The sequence below is a fragment of the Variovorax sp. OK605 genome (assembly GCF_900115445.1).
Lineage (GTDB): Bacteria > Pseudomonadota > Gammaproteobacteria > Burkholderiales > Burkholderiaceae_C > Variovorax.
Map to the genome: position 1 here is coordinate 517661 of NZ_FOWL01000001.1, position 25740 is coordinate 543400.

Consider the following 25740-nt stretch of genomic DNA (forward strand, 5'->3'; position numbering starts at 1 on the left):
CCCCTGACGGCCGCAACCGCGCGGCTGTCCACCCTGATGTTTCCCCGGGGCCTCGCGGCCCCGACGATTTCTCGGCAAGCCGGGTACGGCTTGCCTGCGCATTTCTTTAACGGAGGAAAAGTAAGAATGAAGTACTGGACGATCCTGGGAGCCACCTTTGTCACCGCCTCGGCGCTCCTTGCCGGCTGCAGCGACAACAAATCGGGCGACACGCAACAGGCCTCGCAAGCCTCGCAGGGCAAGCCCGCGCAGGCTGCCAACGAGCAGCAGCTGGTCGAGAAATACAACATCTACGTCGACGTGTCGAACAACCTGCGCACCTCGTTCCAGCAGGCGCGCGCGGAGTACATCGCGCAGCAGGTGCCGCTGCTCGAAGCCAAGGCGCCGCTGACCAGCCTGCGCATCCAGAACGACATCTTTGTCGACCGCTCCGCCAGGAAGCTCGACGCCGCCGTGGCCATTGCCGCGCCGCTGCCCGAGATCGACGAGCCGGCCAAGGCGTTTTCCGCCGCGCTCAAGGTGCTGTCGCCGCTGAGCCGCGAGCTGAACAACTACGCGAATTCGAAGGGCTACCTTGCCGACAACGGCGACAAGGCGCGCCAGCTGAACAAGGACTACCTGGCCGCGCTCACCGGCGTCGCCACCGCCGAAGCCGCTTTCGACGACGGCCTGGGCGCGCGCGACCGGGCGCTGACCAAGGAAGCCTTCGAAAAGGCGCCCAAGGACACCGCGGCCTACTACCGCGCCGGGCTCATCTACCACGGCAAGCTCAACCACAACGACGCCAACGCGCTGTTCGAATCGCCCAACGACCCGAAGGCGCTCGCCGCCTTCGAAGCCTCGCTGGCGCTGGTGGCCGAGTCGGCGGCGGGCTGGAGCCAGAAGATGAGCGAGCAATCGGCCAAGAGCGGCAGGAGCTGCGACGGCGGCATGCTGCACATCAACGAGTTCATCGGCCAGTCGCGCTCCATGGTCAAGAACATCAAGGACGGCGTGTTCAAGCGCACCGAAACCGGCGTGATGGCGCGCATGCCCGCGCACATGCGCAGCTCCAGCATCGTCAGCTCGGCCAACCGCTACAACCAGAACTTCGCCAACATGATCGGCCAGTTCAACCATCCGTCGTGCTGAACCGGCGCGGCGCCTGCGCGGTGTTCAGGCCGACACGTCGACCACGACGCGGCCCCGGGCCGTGCCGGCTTCGACGGCCTCGTGGGCCGAAGTGGCCTCCTCCAGGCTGAAGCGGCGCGCGTCCATCAGCGGCACGAGCCGCCCGCCCTCCACCAGGCGGGTGGCCGCCTCCAGGATCTCGCCGTGGTGGGCGCGCCCGCGGCCCGTGATCATCGGCAGCAGCGTGAACACGCCCGAGTAGGTCGCCGCGCGGAACGAGAGCGGCGCCAGCTTGTGCGTGCCCCAGCCCAGGCAGCTGACCACATGGCCGCCGTAACGGCGCGCGGCCGAGAACGAGGCGTCGAGCACCGCGCCGCCGACCGTGTCGTAGACCACGTCGAAACCCTCGCCTGCGGTGTGCCGCGCCACGTAGTCGTCGACCGATGTCGCCGTGTAGTCGATGGGCGTCGCGCCGAAGCGGCGAATGGTTTCCGCTTGCGCGGGCCCGCCGGTGGCGAACACCTCGGCGCCCAGCGACACCGCCAGCTGCACCGCCATGTGCCCGACGCCGCCCGCGCCGCCGTGCACCAGCACCTTCTGGCCGGCCTGCGTGCGGGCGCGGTCGACCAGGCCTTCCCATGCCGTGATGAACACCAGCGGCAGGCCCGCCGCCTCGCGCATGCCGAGGTTGTGCGGCTTCAGCGCGAGCAGGTCGGCGTCCACCGCCGCGTACTCGGCGAGCGTGCCCTGCAGCCCGCCGATGCCGCCGGCCATGCCGTAGACCTCGTCGCCGCGCTTGAACCGGCTCACGCCGGGGCCGACCGCCTCGACCACGCCCGCCAGGTCCATGCCCAGCACCGAGGGCAGCGGCTGTTGCGCGTGGGCCGCCTGGCCGGCGCGGATCTTGGTGTCCAGCGGGTTCACGCCGCTGGCGTGGATGCGCACCAGCACCTGGCCCCGGGCCGGCACGGGACGGTCGAGCCGGGCGATGCGAAAGGGCTGGGCGGCGGCGTCGAGAACGGCGGCGCGCATGGTCGGGGAAGGCGTTGTCATCGTGGTCATGGCGAAATTCCTTGCTTGGGTTGGATCGATGGGTCGATTGTTCGATCTACACAACTGCAAGTAAATTGACAAGATTGCAGTCTTATCATTCAAAAATGAATGACTCGATCCGAGCACAGGGCGCACCGGCCGCACCGGCCCCACCAGCCGCGCCGATGGAATGGAGCGACGTGCGGGTGTTCCTCGCCATCGCCCGCAGCGGCACGCTGATGGGCGCCGCGCGCCAGACCGGCCTGTCGCAGCCGACCATGGGCCGGCGCCTGAAGGCGCTCGAGGCGGCCCTGTCGCTCACGCTGTTCCAGCGCACCAGCGAGGGCTTCGTGCTCACGGCCGAGGGCGAATCGGTGCTCGGCCACGCCGAGCGCATGGAGGAACAGGCGCTCGCCTTCCAGCGCGAACTCGCGGGCAGCGAACAGCAGCTCGAAGGCGCGCTGCGCGTGTCGTCCTCCGACTGGTTCGGCGTGTACGTGCTGTCGCCAGTGCTGGCGGGCTTCCTGCGGGAGCACCCAGGCGTCGGCATCGAGCTGCTGACCGACGCGCGCCTGCTGAACCTGGCGCGCCGCGAGGCCGACCTGGTGTTCCGCATCCAGCCTTTCGACGAGCCGTACATCATCCAGCGCAAGCTGATGCACCTGGACTACGCGCTCTACACCGCGGCGGGCCAGCCGCATCCCGCCGCCGGCGACGGCGAAGGCAGCGCGCTGGTCACGCTCGACAGCGCCTACCGCGACTTTCCCGATGCGGTGTGGCTGCGGCGCATGCTGCCGAACGCCCGAACCGCCTTCGGCAGCAACAACCGCGAGGCGCAGGCCCGGCTGTGCGCCGCCGGAATCGGCCTGGCCGTGCTGCCCCTGGCGCTGGGCGAGCAGACGCCCGGCATCGAGCGCGTGGACCTCGGCGAACCGCCCCCGGGACGCGACGTGTGGCTGGGCTATCACCGCGACCTGCGGCGCCTTGCGCGGCTGCGGGCGCTGGTCGACCGGACCATCGACACGCTGGCGCAAGCGTCATGAGTCCCCGGCGTCACGGGGCGGCCACCCCGTCGCCGATAATCCCGGGCATGAATCCCTTGCTTTCCAGGTTGCAGCCCTATCCCTTCGAGCGGCTGAAGCAACTGTTCGCGGGCGTCACGCCCAACCCAGAGCTCCCCGCCATCAGCCTGGGCATCGGCGAACCCAAGCACGCGACGCCCGCGTTCATCAAGGAAGCCCTGAGCGCCAGCCTCGGCGCGCTGGCCGCCTATCCGGCCACTGCCGGCGACCTGAAACTGCGCACGGCCTTCACCGACTGGCTGCAGACCCGCTACAGCCTCGCGCTCGACCCGGCCACGCAGGTGCTGCCGGTCAACGGCTCGCGCGAGGCGCTGTTCTCGCTGGCGCAGACGGTGATCGACCCGACCGTGTCGCCGCCGCCGGTGGTGATCTCGCCCAACCCGTTCTATCAAATCTACGAGGGTGCCGCCCTGCTCTCGGGCGCCGAGCCGTACTACGTGCCCAGCGTGCCGGCGCGCAACTTCGCGGTCGACTGGGACAGCGTGCCCGAGGCCGTGTGGGCCCGCACGCAGCTGGTGTTCGTGTGCTCGCCGGGCAACCCGACGGGCGCCGTCATGTCGCTGGACGAGTGGCGCAAGCTGTTCGCGCTGTCGGACCGCCACGGCTTCGTGATCGCGGCCGACGAGTGCTACAGCGAGATCTACTTCCGCGAAGAGCCCCCGCTCAGCGGCCTGGAGGCCTCGGTGAAGCTCGGCCGGCCCGACTTCAGGAACCTGATCGCGCTGACCTCGCTGTCCAAGCGCAGCAACGTGCCCGGCCTGCGCAGCGGCTTCGTGGCGGGCGACGCGGCCATCATCAAGAAGTTTCTGCTCTACCGCACCTACCACGGCAGCGCCATGAGCGGCACCGTGGGCGCGGCCAGCATCGCGGCCTGGGGCGACGAGGCCCACGTGGTCGAGAACCGCGCCATGTACCGCGCCAAGTTCGCGGCCGTCACGCCGCTGCTCGAACCGGTGCTCGACGTGCGCCTGCCCGACGCCAGTTTCTACCTCTGGGCCGGCGTGCCCGAAGTGTGGGCTGGCGACGACGAAGCCTTCGCCCGCGCGCTCTACGCTCAATACAATGTCACGGTCCTGCCGGGCAGCTATCTGGCGCGCGACACCTCCCACAGCGCCAACCCCGGCCGGGGCCGCATCCGCATGGCGCTGGTGGCCGAGACGGCCGAGTGCGTGGAGGCCGCCGAGCGCATCGTCCGCTTCGTCAAGGACGGCCGGTAACGACCCATTGGACCCCTTGCGGCCGCCGTGCCGTGAACCCGCCGCGCCCGCAGCCGAGCGCACCCATTTTTCACCCGAGACTTTCTCCATGACCCAGCAACTGCAACAAATCATCGACGCCGCGTGGGAAGACCGCGCCAACATCTCGCCCGCCGCCGCGCCCGCCGAAGTGCGCGACGCCGTCGAGCACGTGATCACCGAGCTCAACAACGGCAAGCTGCGCGTGGCCACCCGCGAGAGCGTGGGCCAGTGGACGGTGCACCAGTGGATCAAGAAGGCCGTGCTGCTGTCGTTCCGCCTGAAGGACAACGAGCAGATGCAGGCCGGCTCGCTCGGCTTCTACGACAAGGTGCCGACCAAGTTCTCGCACCTGTCGGCCAACGAGCTGAAGGAATCGGGCGTGCGCATCGTGCCGCCGGCCGTGGCCCGCCGCGGCAGCTTCATCGCCAAGGGCGCGATCCTGATGCCCTCGTACGTGAACATCGGCGCCTACGTGGGCGAAGGCACCATGGTCGACACCTGGGCCACCGTGGGCTCGTGCGCGCAGATCGGCGCCAACGTGCACCTGTCGGGCGGCGTCGGCATCGGCGGCGTGCTCGAGCCGCTGCAGGCCGGCCCCACCATCATCGAGGACAACTGCTTCATCGGCGCGCGCTCGGAAGTGGTCGAAGGCGTGGTGATCGAAGAGAACTCGGTGCTGTCGATGGGCGTCTTCATCGGCCAGAGCACCCCCATCTACGACCGCGCCACCGACACCGTCATGTACGGCCGCGTGCCCGCGGGCTCGGTGGTCGTGGCCGGCACGCTGCCCAAGCCGGGCGGCAAGTACAACACCTACGCAGCCATCATCATGAAGAAGGTCGACGCCAAGACGCGTTCGACCACCTCGCTGAACGACCTGCTGCGCGACTGATCCCGCCGGTCCCTCGCGGGACCGTGCCTGTTCCCTTGAAGAAAACAACAGCACCCGAGGAGAGAGTCAGATGAACATGATGGAGCGAATTCTTCGTTTGATGGCCGAGCGCAAGGCCTCCGACATCTACCTCTCTGCGCACTCCCCGGTGCTGATCCGCATCAACGGCAACTGCGTGCCCATCAACGCGCAGGTGCTGCCCGCCTCGGCGCCGCTGGCGCTGCTGTCCGAAGTGGTGCCCGCAGAGCGCATCCAGGAACTGGAAAGCACGGGCGAACTGAACATGGCCGTCGCCCTCGAAGGCGCCGGCAACTACCGCGTGAGCGCCATGCGCCAGCGCGGCAGCTACGCGGTGGTGGTGCGGCACATCGCCTCCACCATCCCGAGCTTCGCGGAGCTGAACCTGCCCGACATCCTGAAGACGCTCATCATGGAAAAGCGCGGGCTGATCCTGATGGTGGGCGCCACCGGCGCCGGCAAGACCACCACGCTGGCCTCGATGATCGACTACCGCAACGAGCACGCCAGCGGCCACATCCTCACCGTCGAGGAACCGATCGAGTTCACCTACACCAACAAGAAGTCGGTGGTGAACCAGCGCGACGTGGGCAGCGACACCGTCTCGCTGCAGACGGCGCTGAAGAACGCGCTGCGCCAGGCGCCCGACGTGATCCAGATCGGCGAAATCCGCGACCGCGACACCATGTCCGCCGCCATCGCGTATGCGCAGTCGGGCCACCTGTGCGTGGCCACGCTGCACGCCAACAACAGCTACCGCGCGCTGAACCGCATCCTGAGCTTCTACCCCGTCGAGGTGCGTCCCACGCTGCTGGGCGACCTGGGCGGCGCGCTGCGCGCCATCGTGTCGCAGCGCCTGCTGCGCACGCCGGTCGGCTCGCGCGTGCCGGCGCTCGAAGTCATGCTCAACACCGCGCTGGTGGCCGAGCTGATCGAGAAGGGCGACTTCTCAGGCGTCAAGGAAGCCATGGAAAAGTCGATGGCCGAAGGCTCGCAGACCTTCGAGGAAGACATTGCCCGCCTCGTCACCGAGGAGCGCGTGAGCCGCGAGGAAGGCCTGGCGCAAGCCGACTCCCCCACCAACCTGATGTGGCGCCTGCAGAACCGCGCGGCGCCCAAGCAGCAGGTCGACGACCGTCAGCTGACGGACCAGTTCGACGAACCCACCTTCACCGACATCACGCTCGACGTGAAGTTCTGACCCCAGCTCTCATTGCCGGCCCCAGCCGGCCTTTTTCGATGTCCCGTACGCTCCAGCTCGCCGAACAACTCATCTCGCGCCCTTCCGTCACGCCTGACGACGCGGGCTGCCAGCAGATCCTCGGCGAGCGTCTGGCGCAACTGGGCTTCACGCTGGAAACCATCGAGAGCGGCCCGGCCGACTTTCGCGTGACCAACCTGTGGGCGGTGCGCCGCCCCTCGGCTGGCCAAAGCGCCAAGCCCACCAGGACGCTGGTGTTCGCCGGCCACACCGACGTCGTGCCCACCGGCCCCGTCGAGCAGTGGACCAGCCACCCCTTCACCCCCACGCACCGCGACGGCAAGCTCTACGGCCGCGGCGCCTGCGACATGAAGACCTCGGTGGCGGCGTTCGTCGTGTCGATCGAAGAATTCTTGCAGGCCGAGCCCGACCCGCAGCTCACGCTGGCGCTGCTGCTCACCAGCGACGAGGAAGGCCCCGGCGTCGACGGCACCGTCATCGTGTGCAACGCACTGGCCGCGCGCGGCGAGGTGGTCGACTACTGCATCGTCGGCGAGCCCACCGCGGTGGAGCGCTGCGGCGACATGATCAAGAACGGCCGCCGCGGCACCATGAGCGGCAAGCTCACGGTCAAGGGCGTGCAGGGCCACATCGCCTACCCGCACCTGGCGAAGAACCCGGTGCATTCGGTGGCGCCCGCGCTGGCCGAACTGGTGGCGCTGAACACCGCCGGCGGCTGGGACGCGGGCAACGCCTACTTCCAGCCGACCAGCTGGCAGATCAGCAATTTCCACTCGGGCACCGGCGCGAGCAACGTGATCCCGGGCAGTGCGGTGATCGACTTCAACTTCCGCTTCTCGACCGAATCGACGCCCGAGTCGCTGCAGCAGCGCGTGCATGCCGTGCTCGACGCGCACCAGGTCGAGTACACGCTGGCCTGGACCATCGGCGGCCTGCCCTTCCTCACGACGCCAGGCGAGCTGGTCACGGCCGTGCAGGGCGCGATCCGCGAGGAAACCGGCATCGAGACCGAGCTGTCGACCAGCGGCGGCACCAGCGACGCGCGCTTCATCGCCAAGATCTGCAAGCAGGTGGTCGAGCTCGGCCCGGTGAATGCCAGCATCCACAAGATCGACGAGCACATCGACGTGGCCGAGATCGAGACGCTGAAGAACATCTACGTGCGCACCCTCAAGCAGTTGAACGCTGCGCTCGCCGCATGAGCACCGTCATCGAACTCATCGAGGCCGGCGCCAAGCGGCTGACAGACGCCGGCGTGGCCTTCGGCCATGGTACGGCCAACGCCTTCGACGAAGCCGCCTGGCTGGTGCTGTGGCGCCTGAAGCTGCCGCTGGACGACATCGACGCCGTGGCCGACACGGCCGTGGCGCCCGCCGACGCCGCCAAGGTGGCCGCGCTCGTCGACGAACGCATCGCCACGCGCAAGCCCGCGGCCTACCTCACCAAGGAGGCCTGGCTGCAGGGCGTTGCGTTCTACGTGGACGAGCGCGCCATCGTGCCGCGCAGCTTCATCGCCGAGCTGATTGCCGACGGCAGCATCGACTACTGGCTGGGCGAACACACGCAGCGCGTGCTCGACCTGTGCACCGGCAACGGCAGCCTCGCGGTGCTGGCGGCGCTCACCTACCCCGACGTGACGGTGGACGCGGCCGACCTGTCGGTCGAAGCGCTCGAGGTGGCGGCCATCAACGTCACGCGCCATGAGCTGGACGCGCGCGTCACGCTGATCGAATCGGACGGCCTGAACAACGTGCCCGGCCCCTACGACCTGGTGCTGTGCAACCCGCCCTACGTGAACAGCGAGAGCATGGCCGCCCTGCCCGCCGAATACCGCGCCGAGCCTGAACTGGCGCTGGCCGGCGGCACCGACGGCATGGACTTCGTGCGCCAGCTGTTCGCCGACGCGCCAGCGCGCATGAGCGAACGCGCCGTGCTGGTGCTGGAAATCGGCAACGAGCGCGACTATTTCGAGGCGGCGTTTCCGCAGCTCGAGGTGGTCTGGCTCGAAACCTCGGCGGGCGAGGACCAGGTCTTGCTTGTGACCCGCAGCGCCCTGGCCGAGTTGGTGGCTGGCGCCGGCGCGCGTTAGCGGCGCCGGTCCAAGCCCCCCAAGCCTTCTTCCGCCGCTTTCGCGCAGCCAATGGCTGCGATCCCCGGTTTCCAGGCGATATCCCCGCGCCTTTGCCCCTCTTTGTCCCTTTTTGCCGTACCGAAAGGGCCGGGCGGGATAATCCCTCCTACGGTTCCTCTTTCATGATCACTCTCAAAAACGTCATTCTTCGCCGCAGTGCCAAGAAACTCCTCGACGGCGCCACCGTCAACCTCAACCCCGGCGAAAAGGTCGGCCTCGTGGGGCGCAACGGCGCCGGCAAGTCCTCGCTGTTCGCGCTCTTCAATGGCTCGCTGCACGAAGACGGCGGCGACTTCTATGTGCCCAAGCAGTGGCGCATGGCGCAGGTGGCGCAGGACATGCCCGAAACCGACGACTCGGCCACCGATTTCGTGGTGGGCGGCGACACCCGCCTGACCGAGCTGCGCGCCACGCTGGCGGCCATCGAGACCGCCTACGAAGCCAACCCGGAAGACGCCGACATCGGCATGGAACTGGCACACGCCTACACCGACCTGGCCGATGCCGGCGAGCACGACGCGGTGCCCCGCGCACAGGCGCTCATCCTGGGCCTGGGCTTCAAGTCGCACGAGCTCGACGAGCCCGTGAACAGCTTCTCCGGCGGCTGGCGCATGCGCCTGCAACTGGCCCGCGCCCTGATGTGCCCGAGCGACCTGCTGCTGCTGGACGAACCCACCAACCACTTGGACCTGGACGCGCTGGTGTGGCTCGAAGCCTGGCTGCAGAAGTACGAAGGCACCATGATCGTCATCAGCCACGACCGCGAGTTTCTCGATGCCGTGACCGACGTGACCCTGCACATCGCCAACGCCCAGCTCACGCGCTACGGCGGCAACTACAGCAAGTTCGAGGACATGCGCGCGCTGCAGATGGAGCAGCAGCAGGTGGCCTTCAGCAAGCAGCAGGACAAGATCGCCCACCTGCAGAAGTTCATCGACCGCTTCAAGGCCAAGGCCAGCAAGGCCAAGCAGGCGCAAAGCCGCGTGAAGGCGCTGGAGCGCATGGAGAAGGTGGCGCCGCTGCTGGCGGAGGCCGACTTCACCTTCGAGTTCAAGGAACCGGGCAACATCCCCAACCCGATGCTGTCGATCAGCAACGCGAGCTTCGGCTACCAGGCGTCGGGCGAGAGCGAAGACGCGGCGCCCAAGACCATCCTGCGCGGCGTGAGCCGCTCGGTGCTGGCGGGCCAGCGCATCGGCATCCTGGGCGCCAACGGCCAGGGCAAGTCGACGCTGGTGAAGACCATTGCGCGCGAAATGGGCGCGCTGGCAGGCGAAGTCACCGAGGGCAAGGGCCTGAACATCGGCTACTTCGCGCAGCAGGAACTCGACGTGCTGCGCCCGCAGGACAACCCGCTCGAACACATGGTGCGCATGGCGCGCGAGCTGGGCAGCAACGCGAAGGAAGCCACCGGCGAGCAGGCGCTGCGCGGCTTCCTGGGCAGCTTCAACTTCAGCGGCGACATGGTCAAGCAGCCCGTGGGCACCATGAGCGGCGGCGAAAAGGCCCGCCTCGTGCTCGCCATGATGGTGTGGCAGCGCCCCAACCTGCTGCTGCTGGACGAGCCCACCAACCACCTGGACCTCGCCACCCGCGAGGCCCTGGCCGTGGCGCTGAACGAGTTCGAAGGCACGCTGATGCTGGTGAGCCACGACCGCGCGCTGTTGCGCTCGGTGTGCGACGAGTTCTGGCTCGTGGGCCGCGGCGTGGTCGCGGACTTCGACGGCGACCTGGACGACTACCAGCGCTACCTGCTGGACGAGGCCAAGCGCCTGCGCGAAGAAGCCAAGGTGGCGGTGCGCGAAGCCGCCACCGCGGCCGCCGCACCGGTCGCGGCCCCGGCCGTTCCGCAGCAGCGCAAGCAGGACGCCCAGGAGCGCCAGCAGCGCAGCGAACAGGCCAAGCCGATCAAGCGCGAGATCGCCCAGATCGACGAACGCATGGCCGCCGCCAGCACCGAGCGCACCGCGCTCGAGGCCCGCATGAGCCAGCCGCTGCCCGCCGCCGAGATTGCCGATGCCGGCAAGCGGCTGAAGGCGCTGAACGACGAAATCGGCCGCCTCGAGGAGCGCTGGCTGGCCCTGTCGGACCAGCTGGAAGCGCTCGCGGCCTGACAACGCGAAACCTGAAAGGGGCACCGGATGCCGTCCGCCATCGACCTGGCCCGGGGTGACGAAAAGCTCGTCGCCGCCGTGCACCGCAGCCGCAAGCTCATCACGCGCAAGGCGCTGATCGCCGCGGCCGCCAGCGCCGTGCCCCTGCCCGGCGTCGACTGGATGGCCGACGCGGCGCTGCTCTCGCGCCTGGTGCCGCAGATCAGCGCGGAGTTCGGCCTCTCGGTCACGCAAGTCGAAAAGCTCGCGCCGCACCAGCGCGAGCGCATCCAGAAGGCGGCCACCACGCTGGGCGCCCTGCTGGTGGGCCGCATCGTCACGCGCGACCTGCTGATCCGCCTGGCCAAGCACGCGGGCGTGCGCCTCACCGCCAAGCAGGCGACCAAGTACGTGCCCATTGCGGGGCAACTGGTGTCGGCCGCGCTCGGCTACGCAGCCTTGCGGGCGCTGGGCGAGCAGCACATCAAGGACTGCGTGCGCGTGAGCACCACGCTGGCCCTAGAACCGCCCTGACCTGCCGGACCGACGCGAACCCTTGCGGATCGCCGCACGGATCGCCGCACGCACCGCCGCCGAGCGCCTGAGCGCCTCGCGGTCGAACAGCACCTGCGCGGCCCACCCGGCGCACACCAGCCCGAAGCAGCCCACCCCGGCCATCGCCGGCGACGACGCCACCAGCCCGAAGGTCAGCGCCGCAACCGACAGCAGCGCCAGCACCGCGCACAGGGCGCGGTCGAGCCACAGGCTGCGCGAGGCGCGGCGCGGCACACGTCAGTCATGGGACGGTGGACTGCCGAGCAGCGGTGCCGGGCGCATCGCGGCCTCCCTCACCTGCTCCTCGTAGGCCGTGAGCAGCGCCACGTAGTGGCGCGACATCACGTCGGCAACCCGCCCGAGGCCGATCTTGCTGACCGTCGGCTGCGGAATGCCCGTTTTTTTCTCGATCTGCTTCTGCGTGAGCCCCATGGCCCTCAGCGCCAGCACCAACTCGCGTGGCTTCATAGATCACTCCCCTTTTTTAATATTCTAAAGTCTCTTTATAATATTCATCTGGGCTTAAATGCGACCGATGGAGAGCATAGGGACACGCGCCAAAGCAGCGCGAAAATTCGCGAAGATGACGCAGAAGCAGGCTGAAGCAGCCTCCGGCGTCAAGCAATCGAGCATCTCGAAGATCGAACGGGGGGACACCACGCGATCGATGAGCGTGCTGGCACTGGCCCGCGTCTACCGCGTCGATCCGAACTGGCTCGACACCGGGGACGGCCCGGCACCGGGAGAAAGCCACCTGCGGCTGGCGCACGACAGCGCCAAGGAACCGCACGGCAGCTACCGCGTGCTGCACTTTCCGCCCATGGGGCCTTCGTTCAATCCGCGCACGCCCAACACCGTGCCGCTCATCACCTGGGAAGAAGCCGCCGCCTGGCAGGACCGCACGGCCTCGCAGCAGACCCAGCCCGAGCAGTGGATTCCATGCATCGCGCACCACAGCCTGGACACCTACGCGCTGCGCATCCGCGGCGACAGCATGACGGCCGACAGCGGCTTCCTGAAAAGCTACCGCGCAGGCTCGATCGTCTTCGTCGACACGCAACTGAAGACGCCCGACGACGGCGAGCGCGTGATCGCCCGCATCGACGAAACGGGCGAGGTCACGTGCAAGGTGTTCAAGAACGAGGACGGACGGCGCTGGCTGCTGCCGCTCAACCTGAAGCACGAGCCGATACGCCTGGCGTTCACCGTGCTGGGCACCGTCGTGGGCAAATGGGAAGACGAGGACTGAAGGCCGCTCGTCTTTTCAGAAAGACATTCGGCGAGGTCAGGTTGCGTGCAGGTTCGTGAGAGATATTCATGTCTCTCCCTGTGGCCTGCATCCTCTGATCCTCCCTCCTCCAGCAGGTCACCTTCAAGCCCGCCTCGTGCGGGCTTTTTTTTGCCTGCGACCTGGAGGAGATCGGTCACCGGGTCACTTGGGCAGCAGCACCTTGTTGACCACGTGGATCACGCCGTTGGACTGGTACACGTTGGGAATCGTCACCGTCGCGGTGCCGCCCTTCTCGTCGGTGATCATGATCTTGCCGCCCTTCTCCTTGGCCACCAGCGTGCCGCCGGCGACGGTCTTCAGTTCGGCCGAGCCCTTGCCCGCCTTGATCTCCTTCTTGAGCGCGGCCGCGTCGAGCTTGCCGGGCACCACGTGGTAAGTCAGCACGCCGGTCAGGGCGTCCTTGCTCTCGGGCTTGAGCAGGGTGTCGACCGTGCCGGCCGGCAGCGCGGCAAAGGCCGCGTTGGTCGGCGCGAACACGGTGAACGGGCCCGGGCCCTTGAGCGTGTCGACCAGCCCCGCGGCCTTCACGGCGGCGACCAGCGTGGTGTGGTCCTTGGAATTCACGGCGTTGTCGATGATGTCCTTGGTCGGCAGCATCGGCGCGCCGCCCACCATGACGGAGGCCGCGAGGGCCGAGCAGGCCCCGGCGGACAGCGCGAGAGCGAGGGAGACGGCGGCGATGCGATGAAGTTGGCGTTGCATGGAAATGCTCCTGTGGATGAATGAACCGCTGCGAAATGGCGTCGGTTGCGATCAATACGGGAGCCCGCGCGAAACAGATTCGGCGGCGGTCTGAAGGAAAACCCGGCCGCGCTTGGCGGCGTGCCCCTGCATTTCGCGCCATGCGGCACAGATTTCGTCGCATTTCGTTCGCGAAAGCGCGCCAGCGCGACGACATTCAGAAACAACTCAGGCACTCGGGCCCTTCCGGGTGTACAACGCTGCCCCATGCCAAATCGACACCCAACTGCGCTGGCGAACTCCCCCTTTTCACCGCGCGCGGCCCCCGCGCGCCAGCGAAACAGGGGGCCCGCGCAAGCCGCGATCCACGGCGCCGTGCTGGGCGCAACCCTGCTGCTCGGCGCCTGCGCGGTGGGCCCCGATTTCAAGACACCCGACCAGCCGGCCGCCGCGCAAGGCGCCGACTACACGCCCGCCCCCATGCCCGCGCGCACCGCAAAGTCGGACGTGCCGGGCGGCCAGTCGCAGGAGCTGCTGCCGGGCCGCGACATTCCCGCGCAGTGGTGGGACGTGTTCCATTCCGAGCCGCTGGACCGGCTCATTCGCGCCTCGCTCGCGCAAAGCCCCACGCTCGCGTCCGCGCAGGCCGCGCTGCGCCAGGCCGAGGCCACCTACGACGCGAAGTCGGGCAACCTGCTGTGGCCGCAGGTCTCCGCGCAGCTGGGCGCGCAGCGCGAGCGTGCATCGGAGGTCAGCTCGCGGGTGCCGGGCGGGCAGCTGCTCACGCTGTACAACGCGTCGGTCAACGTCAGCTACAACCTCGACGTGTTCGGCGGCTCGCGCCGGCAGATCGAAGGCGCGCAGGCCGCGGTGGAAGCGCAGCGCTACCAGGTCGAGGCGGTGTACCTCACGCTCACCTCCAACCTCGTGACCACGGCCATCCGCGAGGCCTCGCTGCGCGCGCAGCTGCAGGCCGCGCGTGAAGTGCTGCAGGCGCAGAGCGACCAGCTCGGCGTGATCGAAAAGCAGTTCGACACCGGCGCCATTCCCAAGTCGATCGTGCTGCAGCAGCGCACGCAGGTCGCGCAGACCACGGCCACGCTGCCACCCATCGAGAAGGCGTTGGCGCAGACGCGCCACCAGCTCGCCGTGTTCGCGGGCCGCCTGCCGTCCGAAGCCGGCCTGCCCGAGTTCGACCTGGCGAGCCTCTCGCTGCCCGAGGCGCTGCCGCTGTCGTTGCCTTCGGAGCTCGCCCGCCAGCGGCCCGACGTGCGCGCCAGCGAGGCGCAGCTGCACCAGGCCAGCGCGGCGGTGGGCGTGGCCACGGCCAACCTGTATCCGCAGATCCAGCTGAGCGGCAGCTACGGCAACACCTCGCTGCGTGCGCGCGACCTGTTCACGGGGCCGACGACGCTGTGGAACATCGGCGCCGGCCTCACGCAGCCGCTGTTCAACGGCGGTGCGCTGCGCGCGCAACAGCGCGCGGCGGTCGCGGCCTACGACTCGGCCGCGGCGCAGTACCGCAACACGGTGCTGGGCGCGTTCCAGAACGTGGCCGACGCGCTGCGTGCACTCGAGCTCGACGCCGTCGCGCTGCAGAACCAGGCCACGGCCGAATCGCTGGCCCGGCAGTCGCTCGACCTTTCGACCGCGCAGTTCCGCGCCGGTGCGGTGAGCTACGTCACGCTGCTGACCGCGCAGCAGGCCTGGCTGCAGACGCACACGGCGCTGGTGCAGGCGCAGGCCGCGCGCTATGCCGACACGGCCGCCCTCTTCCAGGCGCTGGGCGGCGGCTGGTGGAACCGCGGCGAGCTGGCCAACGCGGCGATTGCACCGGGCCAGCCTGCACAGCCGGTACAGGCCGCACAGCCCGAACAGGCCGCGGCCAAGAACTGAACACCTCCATAACTCCAAGAAAAGCCTACCTATGACCCGGAGAATGATCATCATGATCGGCTGCGTGCTGCTGCTGATCGCCGCGCTCGCGCTCGGCAAGTTCCTGCAGATCCGCGCCCTCATCGCGGCCGTGCCCAAGCCGGGCGCGCAGACCGTGTCGACGGTCGAGGTGCAGAAGATGCAGTGGCAGTCGCAGTTCACGGCCGTCGGCACGCTGAACCCGGTGCGCGGCGCCGACCTCAGCACCGAAGTGGCCGGGCTGGTGCGCGGCGTGCACTTCAAGTCGGGGCAGGACGTGAAGGCCGGCGCGCTGCTGGTCGAGCTCAACGCCGACTCCGACATCGCGCTGCTGCACGCCGCCGAAGCCGCCGCCGCGCAGGCCGCCACCGTGCTCAAGCGCGACCAGGCGCAGCTCGCGGTGCAGGCCGTGAGCCAGGCACAGATCGACGCCGACACCAACGACCTGAAGGCCAAGCGCGCGCAGGTCGAGCAGCAGGCCGCGGTGGTCGCGAAGAAGTCGATCCGCGCGCCCTTCTCGGGCCGCCTGGGCATCTCGGGCCTGAACCCGGGCCAGTACGTGAACGCGGGCGACAAGCTGGTCACGCTGCAGACGCTCGACCCGATCTACGTCGACTTCTCGCTGCCGCAGCAGCAGCTCGCGGGGCTGGAGGTGGGCCAGGTGGTGAACCTGTCGGTCGACACCTTCCCGGGGCAGACCTTCGCGGGAAAGATCAACGCGATCAGCCCCAAGGTCGATGCCGCCACGCGCAACGTGCAGGTCGAGGCCACCGTGGGCAACGCCAAGCAGGTGCTGCTGCCGGGCATGTTCGCCAACGTGAAGATCGACATCGGCGGCTCGCAGGAGCGGCTCACGCTGCCGTCCACGGCCGTGACCTACAACCCGTACGGCTCGACGGTGTACGTGGTGAAGCAGGCCGAGCCGCCGAAGCCAGGGGCACCTGGAACGCCAGCTCCCGCGCCCGCCACCGACGCCTCCGGCAAGCCGCAGCTCGTGGCCCAGCAGGTCTTCGTGGAAACCGGCCCCACGCGCGGCGACCAGATCTCCATCGTCAAGGGCCTGGAAGCCGGCCAGGTGGTGGTCAGCAGCGGCCAGAACAAGCTGAAGAACGGCACGCCGGTGGCGGTGGACAACAGCGTCCAGCCCACCAACGACGCCAACCCGAAGCCGCAGGAAAAGTGAGGCCGAGCGCATGAACTTCACCGACATCTTCATCCGCCGGCCCGTGCTGGCGATGGTGGTGAGCCTGCTGATCGTGGTGCTGGGGTTGCGTGCGTTGTCCGGCCTGCCGGTCAACCAGTACCCCAAGACCGAGAACGGCGTGGTCACCATCAGCACCACCTACTTCGGCGCGGACGCGGCCACGGTCGCGGGCTTCATCACCCAGCCGCTGGAAGCCGCCGTGTCGCAGGCGCAGGGCATCGACTACCTGTCTTCTTCCAGCAGCCTGGGCGTGTCGACCATCACCGCCACGCTGCGGCTGAACTACGACTCCAACCGCGCGCTGACCGAGATCAACACGCAGGTGAATTCGGTACGCAACCAGCTGCCGCCGCAGGCGCAGCAGCCGGTGCTCACGGTGGCCACGGGCCAGACCACCGACGCGATGTACATCGGCTTCTACAGCGACACGCTGCCCAACAACAACGTGACCGACTTCCTGGTGCGCGTGGTGCAGCCCAAGCTCAACGCCATTGCCGGCGTGCAGACCGCCGAGATACTGGGCGCGCGCACCTTCGCGCTGCGCGCCTGGCTCGACGCACAGAAGATGGCCGCCTACGGCGTGACCGCCACCGACGTGAGCACCGCGCTGGCCGCCAACAACTACCTGGCGGCCATCGGCACCAGCAAGGGCCAGATGGTGAGCGTGCCGCTCACGGCCGGCACCTCGCTGCACAGCGTGGACGAGTTCAAGCAGCTGTCGGTGAAGAGCAGCAACGGCGCCATCGTGCGGCTGCAGGACGTGGCCAACGTCACGCTGGGCTCGGAGAACTACAACTTCAACGTGGCCTTCAACGGCGTGCGCTCGGTGTTCATCGGCATCAAGGTGGCGCCCGAGGCCAACATCCTGGACGTGGCCAAGCAGGTGCGCACCGCGTTCCCCGACATCCAGTCGCAGCTGCCCACGGGCCTGACCGGCAAGATCGTCTACGACTCGACCGACTTCATCAACACCTCCATCAGCGAAGTGATCAAGACGCTGGTCGAGGCGCTGGTCATCGTGACGGTCGTGATCTACCTGTTCCTGGGCAGCTTCCGCGCGGTGGTGGTGCCGGTGATCGCCATGCCGCTGTCGCTCATCGGCACCTTCTTCGTGATGCTGGTGCTGGGCTACTCCATCAACCTGCTCACGCTGCTGGCGCTGGTGCTGGCGATCGGGCTGGTGGTGGACGACGCCATCATCGTGGTGGAGAACGTCGACCGGCACATGCGCGAGGGCAAGTCGCCGCTGCAGGCGTCATTGCTTGCCGCGCGCGAGCTGGGCGGGCCCATCCTGGCCATGACCGTGGTGCTGGTAGCGGTGTACGTGCCCATCGGCTTCCAGGGCGGGCTCACGGGCTCGCTGTTCACCGAATTCGCCTTCACCCTGGCGGGCTCGGTGGTGGTGTCGGGCGTGGTCGCGCTCACGCTGTCGCCCATGATGTGCTCGCGCTTCTTCAAGCCCGAGCAGGACAGCGGCAAGTTCGCCGCGGCCATCGAGCGCACCTTCGAGCGCGTGCACCACCGTTACCAGCTCATCCTGCGCAGCGTGCTGAAGACCTGGCCGGTGATGATCGTCATGGGCGTCATCCTGGTCGCGTTGCTGTTCGTGATGTTCAAGATGTCGAAGTCGGAGCTCGCGCCCGAGGAAGACCAGGGCATCGTGCTGTCGCAGGTGGTGGGCGCGCCCACGGCCACCATCGACCAGATGCAGACCTATGCGGACCAGATCTTCAAGGTGGCGCACGACACGCCCGAGTACGAGCAGCTGTTCCAGCTCACCGGCGTGCCCAGCACCAACGCGGGCATTGCCGGCGTGCTGCTCAAGCCCTGGGACCAGCGCACGCGCAACGCGCACGACATCCAGACCGACCTGCAAAAGCGCTGGAACGGCATTGCCGGCGCCAAGGTGGTGGCCTTCCAGTTCCCGGCGCTGCCGGGCGCCTCCGGCTTGCCGGTGCAGTTCGTCATCAAGACCACCGAGCCCTTCGAGAACCTGAACACGCTGGCGCAGCAGATCATGGACAAGGCGCGCGCGGACGGCAAGTTCTACTACATCGACGCCGACCTGAAGATCGACCTGCCGCAGGCCACCGTGGTGGTCGACCGCGACAAGATCGCCACGCTGGGCATCACCCAGCAGGACGTCGGCAACGCGATGGGCGCGGCGCTGGGCGGCGGCTACGTCAACTACTTCTCGATCTCGGGGCGCTCGTACAAGGTGATCCCGCAGGTGCAGCAGGTCGACCGGCTCAACCCGTCGGACGTGCTGAACTTCTACATCAAGACGCCCAACGGCGTGGTGCCGGCCAGCACCGTGGCCAGCCTGAAGTACACCGTGCAGCCCGAGACGGTGAACCACTTCCAGCAGCTGAATTCCGTGACCATCCAGGGCGTGCCCAGCGGCACGCAAGGCGAGACGCTGGAGTACCTGCGCGGCGTGGTGCAGCAGCTCGCGCCCACCGGCTACACGGTCGACTACTCGGGCCAGTCGCGCCAGTTCGTGCAGGAGTCGGGCAACTTCGCCATCACCTTCCTGTTCGCGCTGATCATCGTGTTCCTGGCGCTGGCCGCGCAGTTCGAGAGCTTCCGCGACCCGGTGGTGATCCTGGTGTCGGTGCCGCTCGCGCTGTTCGGCGCCATGATCTTCATCTTCTGGGGCTTTGCCTCGATGAACATCTACACGCAGGTGGGGCTGGTGACGCTGATGGGCCTCATCAGCAAGCACGGCATCCTGATCGTCGAGGTGGCCAACCGGCTGCAGAAGCAGGGGCTGAGCAAGCTGGACGCGATCGTCGAGGCGGCGGGCACGCGGCTGCGGCCCATCCTGATGACCACGGCGGCCATGGTGTTCGGCGTGCTGCCGCTGGTGATCGCCTCGGGCGCGGGCGCCGCCGGCCGCAAGGCGATGGGCATCGTGATCTTCAGCGGGCTGTCGATCGGCACGCTGTTCACGCTGTTCGTGGTGCCGGCGATGTACCTGGCCATTGCGGCGCGGCACAAGAAGGAAGAAGGCGCCGATGCGACGCACGAAGCCGATGCTTCCGACGCATCTCGCGCGCACGAGCCGCCGCCCGCACTGCCGGGCAGGGTCGCACCCGAGGCCTGACCGGTGCGCGATACCGGCGCCTCGTGGTCGTACGCGCGCCTGTCGCCGGACTCGCAGATCGAGGTCGCTCACTGGAGCGGCCTCCCCGCGCCCGGGCTGCACGCGCATTTTCATGACGAGCTGCAGCTCACGCTGGTCATCTCGGGCGCGCGTGCATTCGAGGTCGAGGGCCGCGTGCTGCGCGCCGCGGCCGGGCAGCTGGTCGTGATACCCGCCGGGTGCCCGCATGCCAGCGTGACGGTGGGCGATGCGGACAACCGCTGCATGAACGTCTACCTGCGGCAGACGGCGTGCCGGCCGCGCCATGCGGCCGTGCTGGCGCTTCCGGAGGGCTGGAATGCCGTGGGCCCGCTGCGAATCGACCGGCTGATGGAGGCGGTGGAGCGTGCCGTTGCGATGGCCCGGCCCGATTCGCATGCGCAAGGCAGCGCGCTCGCCGCCGCCGTGGCGCCGGACGCCCGTGTGGCCGACGTCGCGCGCCGCCAAGGCATGACGCGTGAAGCGTTCAGCCGCGCCTTCACCCGTGCCATGGGCCTGCCGCCGCGCGACTACCGCACCCTGCGCCGGCTGAACGAAGCGAGGCGGCAACTGCGCGGCAGCGAACCCATCGCGGAGATCGCCGCGGCGTCGGGCTTTGCGGACCAGAGCCACTTCGGCCGGCTGTTCCGGCGCACCTTCGGCACCACGCCCGCACGCTACCGCCAGCAGATGCGCTGAAGGCGCTGGAGGCGCTGATCACATTCGTTCCAGACGCCGCCGGGCAAGCGCCCTAGAGTCCCGCGCCATCGACACGGACTCTGGAGCGTTCTGCATGGATGGATGGATCGGCGCGTTGCTGGTGGGCGCGGGCTTTCTGGGTGGCATCGTCAACGCGGTGGCGGGCGGCGCGACCCTGATCACCTTTCCCGCGATGCTGGCGGCAGGCCTGCCGCCCGTGATTGCCAACGCGTCCAACGCGGTGGCGATCTTTCCGGGTCACTTCATCGCGGCCTGCGCCGACCGGCAGAAGCTCCCCGCCGCCGACGCGCGGCTGCTGTTGCTTTCGGCGGCGGCACTGGCCGGCGGCGCGATCGGCGCGGCCTTGCTGCTGGTCTTGCCGGCCCGGCTCTTCGTGCTGCCGGTGCCGGCGCTGATCGCCTTCGCCACCCTGCTCTTCGCGTTCGCGCCGCGCATCCAGGCCTGGGCGCAGCGCCGTGCGCCGGCCGGTGCGAAACCGAGGGCCACGCGCGGTGCGCTCGTGCTCGCGGCGGCCTCGGTGTACGGCGGCTTCTTCGGTGCGGGGCTGGGCGTGATCCTCACGGCGGTGCTGGCCATCACCGAACCCAACGACATCCGCGCCGTGAAGGTGCTGAAGAATTTGCTGGCCACCTGCGTCAGCGCTGCGGCCATGGCGATCTTCATTGCCAGGGGCGTCGTCGAATGGCGCGAGACGCTGGTCATGCTCGCGGGCGCACTGGCCGGAGGTTATGCGGGCGGCCGGCTGATTCGCGTGCTGTCACCGGCGTTCGTGCGCGGCTTCGTCATCGTGTCGGGCGTGGTGATGACGGTGGTCTATGCGCAAAGGTACTGGTGGCCGGCCTGAGGCCGGCGAGCGGCGCTCAATTGCTGGTTGCTCAGTTGCTCGCGGGCTCGCCGCCCTCGCCGGCTTCATCGGCTTCATCGGCTTCATCGGCTTCGCGCTTCGCGAACCACGCCAACAGGTCCCCTGCCGGCAGCGGGTGCGAGAACAGAAAGCCCTGCAGTTCGTCGCATCCCATTTCCAGCAGGATGTCGCGCTGCGCCTCGTTCTCGACGCCCTCGGCCACCACGCTCAGCCCCAGCGCATGGGCCAGGCGGATGACCGCGTCCACCACGGCGCGCGCATCTTCCTTGGACTCGAGGTCCTGCACGAAGCTGCGGTCGATCTTCACCTGCCGCGCCGGCAGCTTGCGCAGATGGCTCAGGCTGGAATAACCGGTGCCGAAGTCGTCGATCGACAGGAACACGCCGACCCGCGCCAGCCCTTCGAAGGTGCGCTGCGTCGCCTTGATGTCTTCCATGGCCACCGATTCGGTGATCTCGCACAGCAGCAAGGACGCCGGCACGTCGTGCCTGGCGAGCGCCTGCTCGACGCGCGCCACGAAGTCGATCTCGCGCAGCTGCATGACCGACAGGTTCACGGCCACGCACATCCACGTGCCTTGCGTGCGCCACTGCGCGATCTGGCGGCAGGCTTCGTCGAGGATCCAGTCGCCCAGGCGCACGATGAGGCCGAAGCGCTCGGCCAGCCCGATGAACTCGGCGGGACCGACCAGGCCGTGCTGCGGGTGGTTCCAGCGCACCAGCGCCTCGACACCGCTCAGGCCGCCGCCCGCGACGTTGATCTTCGGCTGGTAGTAAAGCTCGAACTGCTTGAGCTCCACGGCCCGGCGCAGGTCGCTTTGCAGCTGCAGCTGCTTGGCCGCGTCGGCACCCATGTGCGACTCGAACATCACGTAGTTGCCGCCGCCCGCGCGCTTGGCCTCGTACATGGCGGCATCGGCGTTGGCCACGAGCTTGCCGGGCTCGCCCTCCTCCGGATGCAGCACGATGCCGATGGAGCATGCGATCTGGATCTGCTTGCCCGCCACATTGAAAGGCTCGGTGAGCGTGCGCAGCACGCGGTTGGCGGCCTGCGCGCATTCGGCGCGGTCGCGCACGCCTTCGAGCAGCAGCAGGAATTCGTCGCCGCCGATGCGCGCGACCGTGTCGCTGTTTCGCGTCGTCTGGCTCAGCCGGTGCGCGGCGGCACGCAGGATCTGGTCGCCCGCTGCATGACCGAAGGAATCATTGATGGGCTTGAAGCCGTCGAGGTCGACGAAGAGCACGGCAATGCGCTCTTCCACCTGCAGCTGGTTGGCCCGCTCCATGCGCAGCAGCGCGTGCCGCAGGCGGTCTTCGAACAGCACGCGGTTGGGCAGGCCGGTCAGCGCATCGGTGAACGCGCGCTTCTGCAGCTCGCGGTTGGCCTGCGTGAGCTCGGCGTTGGCCTCTTCGAGCGAGCTCGACAGCCGCTTGGCCACCAGCTGCAGGCGCGATTCCAGGATCGAGGTGAAGAGCGTGCCCAGCAGCAGCACGCCCGACGCCAGCACGACGATCGCGGTGAGGTCGGCGCCGTACAGCGCGTTGGCGCTGCGGCACACCGAATCGGCCGGAAAGTTCGCCGCCGCCATGCCCGTGTAGTGCATGCCGCAGATCGCAATGCCCATGACCAGCGCGGCCAGCAGCTGGAAGGCCACGCGGTGGGTGTTGTGGATGTCACCGAGGAACTTGAAGATCAGCAACGCCGCCGCGGAGGCCACCAGGCCGATCAGCAGCGAGAGGCCCACCGTCGGCAGGTGCCAGACGATGGGCGGCGACATGTCGAGCGCGGCCATGCCGATGTAGTGCATGCCGCAGATGCCGACCGCCATGGCCACGGAAGCGATGGCGATGCGCCGCAGGCTGTAGTCCGCCTCGCCGGCCACCCACAGCGCGATGCCGGATGCTGTGACACCGGCCACCCAGGAGGTCAGCGTCGTCGAGCCCGAGAAGCCGAGCGCGATCGGCAGCGAGAAGCCCAGCATGCCGACGAAGTGCATCGACCAGATGCCCGTGCCCATCGCGAACGACCCGATGGCCCACCACAGCAGGTGCGGCCGCCCGCTGGCATGCCGCACGCGGCGCGACAGGTCGAGCGCCACGTAGGAAGCAAGCGTTGCGAGGAGCAGCGAAGCGGCGACCACCCACAGGTTGTAGTGGGACGCAAGGAAGGCAGGAGCGGTATTCACTGTGCAGATGACACTCGAGTTCGTCCAACAGGTGGCGTGCCGGCGGGGATTCATCTTTCCCCAAAAAAAAACCAGCTATCGCATCGACAGCTGGCTTCTGGATTTCCCGCAAGGGAGGTTCTGGTAGGACGTACTGGATTCGAACCAGTGACCAACGGATTAAAAGTCCGCTGCTCTACCAACTGAGCTAACGTCCCGGAACCATTTTTTTGCTTCTTGCCGATGTTGAATCCGGCAAAGCCAAAGATTATAGCGCGAGGTTGGACGCTATTTTGTCCAAAACCCAACCTGCCGCACATTGACCGAAAGTAGCGGTCACGCTGACCACCGATCCATAGCCGTGGCAGTTGAGCGAACCGTCGCCTTCGATGGCGCACGACGCGTCCGGCGGCGCCACGCTTTCGCGGCTGAACACGCAGGCCACGCCGATCTTGCGGCCCTCGCGCGGCGCACCGTGTTCCTTGCGCAGGCGCTGGCGCAGCTGTGCCAGCAGCGGGTCGTGCGTGACGAGCGACAGGTCGTCGATGTCGACCTTGTGCGCCTGGCGCTTGCCGCCTGCTGCGCCCACGGTGATGAACGCCGTGCGCGATGCATGCGACGCACGTGCCCAGGCCGCCATGGCCACCTTGGCCTTGACCTGGTCGCAGGCGTCGATGACGGCCGTTGCCGGCCCGTTCGCGGCCTGCGCCGCGTCGAGCAGCGATGTCCAGTTGCCCGGCTCGACGAAATCGTCGATCGCCTGCACCTTGCATTCGGGATTGATCTGCGCAATGCGCTCGCGCATGGCCTCGACCTTGGCCTGGCCCACGGTCGCCTCGAGCGCGTGGATCTGGCGGTTGATGTTCGACTCCGACACGTGGTCGAGATCGATCATGGTCAGCCGCCCCACCCCGCTGCGCGCCAGCGCCTCTACAGCCCACGAGCCCACGCCGCCGATGCCGACGACCAGCACGTGCGCGTGGCGGATGCGCGCGGCACCCGGCACGCCGTACAGCCGCTCGAGCCCGCCGAAGCGGCGCGCAAAGTCAGGCGCCGCGGTGTCGGTGAGGACATCCGCGGCGGCAGGAGGAGTGAAAGCGTCGGTGATGATCGCGCTCAAGCGGAAAGCTCCGCCGGCATCAACGCAGGCGCGAGAGACGCTCGCGGCCGGCCTGTGCGGCTTCCGACTGCGGGTAGGCCTTGGTCAGGTCTTCCAGCGTGCGGCGCGCGGCGCGCGTGTCCTTCAGCTCGATCTGGCAGTTCGCGATCGACAGCACGGCCTCGGGGGCCTTGGCATGGTCGGGCGCGAGCGAGAGCATGGAGCGGAAGTTCGCGATGGCCTCGTTGTAGTTGCGCGTGGCGTACTGCGCATTGCCGAGCCAGAACAACGCCGACGGGTTGTAGCCGCTTTGCGGGTTGCGCTTGACGAATTCGGCGAACGCGGTCTGCGCCTGCGCGAACTGGCCCGAGCGGAACACACCGAGGGCGGCGTCGAAGTCGGCCTTTTCCTTGGGATCGGCATTGAACTCGCGCCCGTCCACCGACACCTTCGAGGGCTCGCTCTGCTTGAGCTTGTCGTCGATGGTGGTCTGGCGCGACTGCATGTCGCTCAACGTGCGCGTGAGCTGCTCGTTCTGGCCGGTCATGCGCGCCAGGTCGCCCCGCATCTGCTCGATCTGGTTCTGCAGGTCGAGCAGGCTGCGGCGCAACTGGCCGTTCTCGTCGGTCAGCCGCTGGTCGGTCTGCTGGCGCATGGCCTCGACGCGCTGGCGCAGGTCGAGGATGGCCTTGCGGGCTTCGTCATCCTCGAACAGCGCAGCCTGCGACCCTACCGAGGCGCAAAGCAAGGCGGCAGCCAGCGCCGCGCCTCGCAACACAGCGCGTGGCATCACCGGCGGTACGTGATTTCGGCGCGGCGGTTTTGCGCCCACACTTCTTCACCCGAGCCCGTGACGGCAGGCTTTTCCTTGCCGAAGCTCACGGCTTCGATCTGGTTGTCGTTCACGCCCAGCAGGGTGAGTGCACGACGCACGGCTTCCGAGCGCTTCTGGCCCAGTGCCAGGTTGTACTCGCGGCCGCCGCGTTCGTCGGTGTGACCTTCGATCGAGATGCGGCGTTGCGGGTTGGCCTTGAGGAAACGCGCATGACCGTCGATGGCCGACTGGAACTCGGGCTTGACCGTGTAGCTGTCGTAGTCGAAGTAGATGATGCGAGCCACATTCACCGGACCTTGCGCGGTACCGGCGGCCTCGTCTGTGATGACAGGCGCCACGGAACTCTGGCCTTGCTGGCCACCGGCGCTGCCGGAACGGTCGGTGACCGGCGTGTCGTTGAGCTTGGTGCCCGACGAGCAACCGGCAATCAGGGCCACGATGGCCAGCGAATAAATCGTGCGTTTCAACAT

At 68.2% G+C, this 25740-nt stretch carries 23 protein-coding genes and 1 tRNA gene; 15 read left to right on the forward strand and 9 right to left on the reverse strand.

Annotation, left to right across the window (positions count from 1 at the left end; translation table 11 throughout):
• Positions 1 to 126 precede the first annotated feature (126 nt).
• Positions 127 to 1131, forward strand: coding sequence for a DUF3829 domain-containing protein (locus BM013_RS02365; RefSeq protein WP_093122309.1), 1005 nt, complete (start codon positions 127 to 129; stop codon positions 1129 to 1131).
• Positions 1132 to 1155: 24 nt separating this feature from the next.
• Here the strand turns inward: BM013_RS02365 and BM013_RS02370 are convergent, their stop codons facing one another.
• On the reverse strand, positions 1156 to 2172 hold the full coding sequence (locus BM013_RS02370) for a zinc-dependent alcohol dehydrogenase family protein (RefSeq protein ID WP_371269255.1): 1017 nt from the start codon (positions 2170 to 2172) through the stop codon (positions 1156 to 1158).
• Positions 2173 to 2267: 95 nt separating this feature from the next.
• Here BM013_RS02370 and BM013_RS02375 point away from each other — a divergent pair, with 95 nt between their 5' ends.
• The 8 genes from BM013_RS02375 to BM013_RS02410 all read left to right on the forward strand — a co-directional run bounded on the left by BM013_RS02375 (position 2268) and on the right by BM013_RS02410 (position 11352).
• Positions 2268 to 3185, forward strand: coding sequence for a LysR family transcriptional regulator (locus BM013_RS02375; RefSeq protein WP_256221358.1), 918 nt, complete (start codon positions 2268 to 2270; stop codon positions 3183 to 3185).
• A gap of 47 nt (positions 3186 to 3232) precedes the next feature.
• Complete coding sequence (dapC, locus tag BM013_RS02380; RefSeq protein WP_093122313.1) at positions 3233 to 4441, forward strand: succinyldiaminopimelate transaminase; 1209 nt, start codon at positions 3233 to 3235, stop codon at positions 4439 to 4441.
• An 88-nt stretch (positions 4442 to 4529) separates the two neighbouring features.
• Positions 4530 to 5354, forward strand: coding sequence for a 2,3,4,5-tetrahydropyridine-2,6-dicarboxylate N-succinyltransferase (gene dapD, locus BM013_RS02385; protein ID WP_093122315.1), 825 nt, complete (start codon positions 4530 to 4532; stop codon positions 5352 to 5354).
• 70 nt (positions 5355 to 5424) lie between these two features.
• Positions 5425 to 6573, forward strand: a complete 1149-nt coding sequence (locus BM013_RS02390) for a PilT/PilU family type 4a pilus ATPase (protein WP_093122318.1) — start codon at positions 5425 to 5427, stop codon at positions 6571 to 6573.
• Between the two features lie 38 nt (positions 6574 to 6611).
• Positions 6612 to 7796, forward strand: a complete 1185-nt coding sequence (dapE, locus tag BM013_RS02395) for a succinyl-diaminopimelate desuccinylase (protein WP_093122320.1) — start codon at positions 6612 to 6614, stop codon at positions 7794 to 7796.
• On the forward strand, positions 7793 to 8683 hold the full coding sequence (gene prmB, locus BM013_RS02400) for a 50S ribosomal protein L3 N(5)-glutamine methyltransferase (RefSeq protein WP_093122322.1): 891 nt from the start codon (positions 7793 to 7795) through the stop codon (positions 8681 to 8683). The genes dapE and prmB overlap by 4 nt, the downstream gene beginning before the upstream one ends.
• 164 nt (positions 8684 to 8847) lie before the next feature.
• A complete protein-coding gene (locus tag BM013_RS02405) occupies positions 8848 to 10839 on the forward strand; it encodes an ABC-F family ATP-binding cassette domain-containing protein (protein WP_093122324.1) in 1992 nt (663 codons plus the stop codon).
• Positions 10840 to 10866: 27 nt separating this feature from the next.
• Positions 10867 to 11352, forward strand: a complete 486-nt coding sequence (locus BM013_RS02410) for a hypothetical protein (protein ID WP_093122326.1) — start codon at positions 10867 to 10869, stop codon at positions 11350 to 11352.
• Here the strand turns inward: BM013_RS02410 and BM013_RS02415 are convergent.
• Together BM013_RS02415 and BM013_RS02420 are read right to left on the reverse strand one after the other, a co-directional pair.
• A complete protein-coding gene (locus BM013_RS02415; RefSeq protein ID WP_093122329.1) occupies positions 11338 to 11607 on the reverse strand; it encodes a hypothetical protein in 270 nt (89 codons plus the stop codon). The two genes, BM013_RS02410 and BM013_RS02415, sit on opposite strands and share 15 nt — an antisense overlap.
• 3 nt (positions 11608 to 11610) lie before the next feature.
• Positions 11611 to 11841 carry a helix-turn-helix domain-containing protein gene (locus BM013_RS02420; RefSeq protein WP_093122331.1) on the reverse strand — a complete coding sequence of 77 codons (231 nt, stop codon included), beginning with the start codon at positions 11839 to 11841 and terminating at the stop codon, positions 11611 to 11613.
• Between the two features lie 67 nt (positions 11842 to 11908).
• Between BM013_RS02420 and BM013_RS02425 the strand changes: the two genes are divergently transcribed.
• Positions 11909 to 12622, forward strand: a complete 714-nt coding sequence (locus tag BM013_RS02425) for a helix-turn-helix domain-containing protein (protein ID WP_093122333.1) — start codon at positions 11909 to 11911, stop codon at positions 12620 to 12622.
• A gap of 183 nt (positions 12623 to 12805) precedes the next feature.
• Here BM013_RS02425 and BM013_RS02430 read toward each other — a convergent pair whose 3' ends face one another.
• Complete coding sequence (locus BM013_RS02430; RefSeq protein WP_093122336.1) at positions 12806 to 13366, reverse strand: fasciclin domain-containing protein; 561 nt, start codon at positions 13364 to 13366, stop codon at positions 12806 to 12808.
• Between the two features lie 354 nt (positions 13367 to 13720).
• Here BM013_RS02430 and BM013_RS02435 point away from each other — a divergent pair, with 354 nt between their 5' ends.
• From BM013_RS02435 to BM013_RS02455, 5 genes are all read left to right on the forward strand, one after another.
• Positions 13721 to 15241: an efflux transporter outer membrane subunit gene (locus BM013_RS02435; protein ID WP_093122339.1), complete on the forward strand. Its 1521-nt coding sequence runs from the start codon at positions 13721 to 13723 to the stop codon at positions 15239 to 15241.
• A gap of 43 nt (positions 15242 to 15284) precedes the next feature.
• Entirely contained in the window at positions 15285 to 16442 is a 1158-nt protein-coding gene (locus BM013_RS02440) for an efflux RND transporter periplasmic adaptor subunit (RefSeq protein ID WP_256221359.1), read from the forward strand.
• A 10-nt stretch (positions 16443 to 16452) separates the two neighbouring features.
• Positions 16453 to 19569 carry an efflux RND transporter permease subunit gene (locus tag BM013_RS02445; protein WP_093122342.1) on the forward strand — a complete coding sequence of 1039 codons (3117 nt, stop codon included), beginning with the start codon at positions 16453 to 16455 and terminating at the stop codon, positions 19567 to 19569.
• A 3-nt stretch (positions 19570 to 19572) separates the two neighbouring features.
• Positions 19573 to 20286 carry a helix-turn-helix domain-containing protein gene (locus BM013_RS42130; RefSeq protein ID WP_093122344.1) on the forward strand — a complete coding sequence of 238 codons (714 nt, stop codon included), beginning with the start codon at positions 19573 to 19575 and terminating at the stop codon, positions 20284 to 20286.
• Between the two features lie 94 nt (positions 20287 to 20380).
• Positions 20381 to 21151 carry a sulfite exporter TauE/SafE family protein gene (locus BM013_RS02455; RefSeq protein WP_093122346.1) on the forward strand — a complete coding sequence of 257 codons (771 nt, stop codon included), beginning with the start codon at positions 20381 to 20383 and terminating at the stop codon, positions 21149 to 21151.
• Between the two features lie 31 nt (positions 21152 to 21182).
• On the opposite strand, the gene BM013_RS02460 is transcribed toward BM013_RS02455, so the two are convergent.
• From BM013_RS02460 to pal, 5 genes are all read right to left on the reverse strand, one after another.
• Complete coding sequence (locus BM013_RS02460) at positions 21183 to 23357, reverse strand: putative bifunctional diguanylate cyclase/phosphodiesterase (protein WP_256221360.1); 2175 nt, start codon at positions 23355 to 23357, stop codon at positions 21183 to 21185.
• A gap of 121 nt (positions 23358 to 23478) precedes the next feature.
• A tRNA-Lys gene (locus tag BM013_RS02465) sits at positions 23479 to 23554 on the reverse strand.
• A 50-nt stretch (positions 23555 to 23604) separates the two neighbouring features.
• The gene (locus BM013_RS02470; RefSeq protein WP_371269456.1) at positions 23605 to 24444 is read right to left on the reverse strand and encodes a tRNA threonylcarbamoyladenosine dehydratase; all 840 of its coding nucleotides are present in this window, start codon (positions 24442 to 24444) and stop codon (positions 23605 to 23607) included.
• Positions 24445 to 24475: 31 nt separating this feature from the next.
• On the reverse strand, positions 24476 to 25225 hold the full coding sequence (gene ybgF / locus BM013_RS02475; RefSeq protein WP_093122354.1) for a tol-pal system protein YbgF: 750 nt from the start codon (positions 25223 to 25225) through the stop codon (positions 24476 to 24478).
• Positions 25225 to 25740 (reverse strand): peptidoglycan-associated lipoprotein Pal, encoded by a 516-nt coding sequence (gene pal / locus BM013_RS02480; RefSeq protein WP_093122357.1) that lies wholly within the window; start codon positions 25738 to 25740, stop codon positions 25225 to 25227. The genes ybgF and pal overlap by 1 nt, the downstream gene beginning before the upstream one ends.

What these genes read in the sequence shown, in the direction of transcription:
- ybgF (WP_093122354.1), bottom strand. Translation starts at nt 25,225, where the DNA reads ATGCCACGCGCTGTGTTGCGAGGCGCGGCGCTGGCTGCCGCCTTGCTT.
- dapE (WP_093122320.1), top strand. Translation starts at nt 6,612, where the DNA reads ATGTCCCGTACGCTCCAGCTCGCCGAACAACTCATCTCGCGCCCTTCC.
- BM013_RS02390 (WP_093122318.1), top strand. Translation starts at nt 5,425, where the DNA reads ATGAACATGATGGAGCGAATTCTTCGTTTGATGGCCGAGCGCAAGGCC.
- BM013_RS02455 (WP_093122346.1), top strand. Translation starts at nt 20,381, where the DNA reads ATGGATGGATGGATCGGCGCGTTGCTGGTGGGCGCGGGCTTTCTGGGT.
- BM013_RS02430 (WP_093122336.1), bottom strand. Translation starts at nt 13,366, where the DNA reads ATGCAACGCCAACTTCATCGCATCGCCGCCGTCTCCCTCGCTCTCGCG.
- dapC (WP_093122313.1), top strand. Translation starts at nt 3,233, where the DNA reads ATGAATCCCTTGCTTTCCAGGTTGCAGCCCTATCCCTTCGAGCGGCTG.
- BM013_RS02440 (WP_256221359.1), top strand. Translation starts at nt 15,285, where the DNA reads ATGATCATCATGATCGGCTGCGTGCTGCTGCTGATCGCCGCGCTCGCG.
- BM013_RS02365 (WP_093122309.1), top strand. Translation starts at nt 127, where the DNA reads ATGAAGTACTGGACGATCCTGGGAGCCACCTTTGTCACCGCCTCGGCG.
- pal (WP_093122357.1), bottom strand. Translation starts at nt 25,740, where the DNA reads ATGTTGAAACGCACGATTTATTCGCTGGCCATCGTGGCCCTGATTGCC.
- BM013_RS02445 (WP_093122342.1), top strand. Translation starts at nt 16,453, where the DNA reads ATGAACTTCACCGACATCTTCATCCGCCGGCCCGTGCTGGCGATGGTG.
- BM013_RS02370 (WP_371269255.1), bottom strand. Translation starts at nt 2,172, where the DNA reads ATGACCACGATGACAACGCCTTCCCCGACCATGCGCGCCGCCGTTCTC.
- BM013_RS02405 (WP_093122324.1), top strand. Translation starts at nt 8,848, where the DNA reads ATGATCACTCTCAAAAACGTCATTCTTCGCCGCAGTGCCAAGAAACTC.
- BM013_RS02425 (WP_093122333.1), top strand. Translation starts at nt 11,909, where the DNA reads ATGGAGAGCATAGGGACACGCGCCAAAGCAGCGCGAAAATTCGCGAAG.
- BM013_RS02410 (WP_093122326.1), top strand. Translation starts at nt 10,867, where the DNA reads ATGCCGTCCGCCATCGACCTGGCCCGGGGTGACGAAAAGCTCGTCGCC.
- dapD (WP_093122315.1), top strand. Translation starts at nt 4,530, where the DNA reads ATGACCCAGCAACTGCAACAAATCATCGACGCCGCGTGGGAAGACCGC.
- BM013_RS02375 (WP_256221358.1), top strand. Translation starts at nt 2,268, where the DNA reads ATGAATGACTCGATCCGAGCACAGGGCGCACCGGCCGCACCGGCCCCA.
- BM013_RS02420 (WP_093122331.1), bottom strand. Translation starts at nt 11,841, where the DNA reads ATGAAGCCACGCGAGTTGGTGCTGGCGCTGAGGGCCATGGGGCTCACG.
- prmB (WP_093122322.1), top strand. Translation starts at nt 7,793, where the DNA reads ATGAGCACCGTCATCGAACTCATCGAGGCCGGCGCCAAGCGGCTGACA.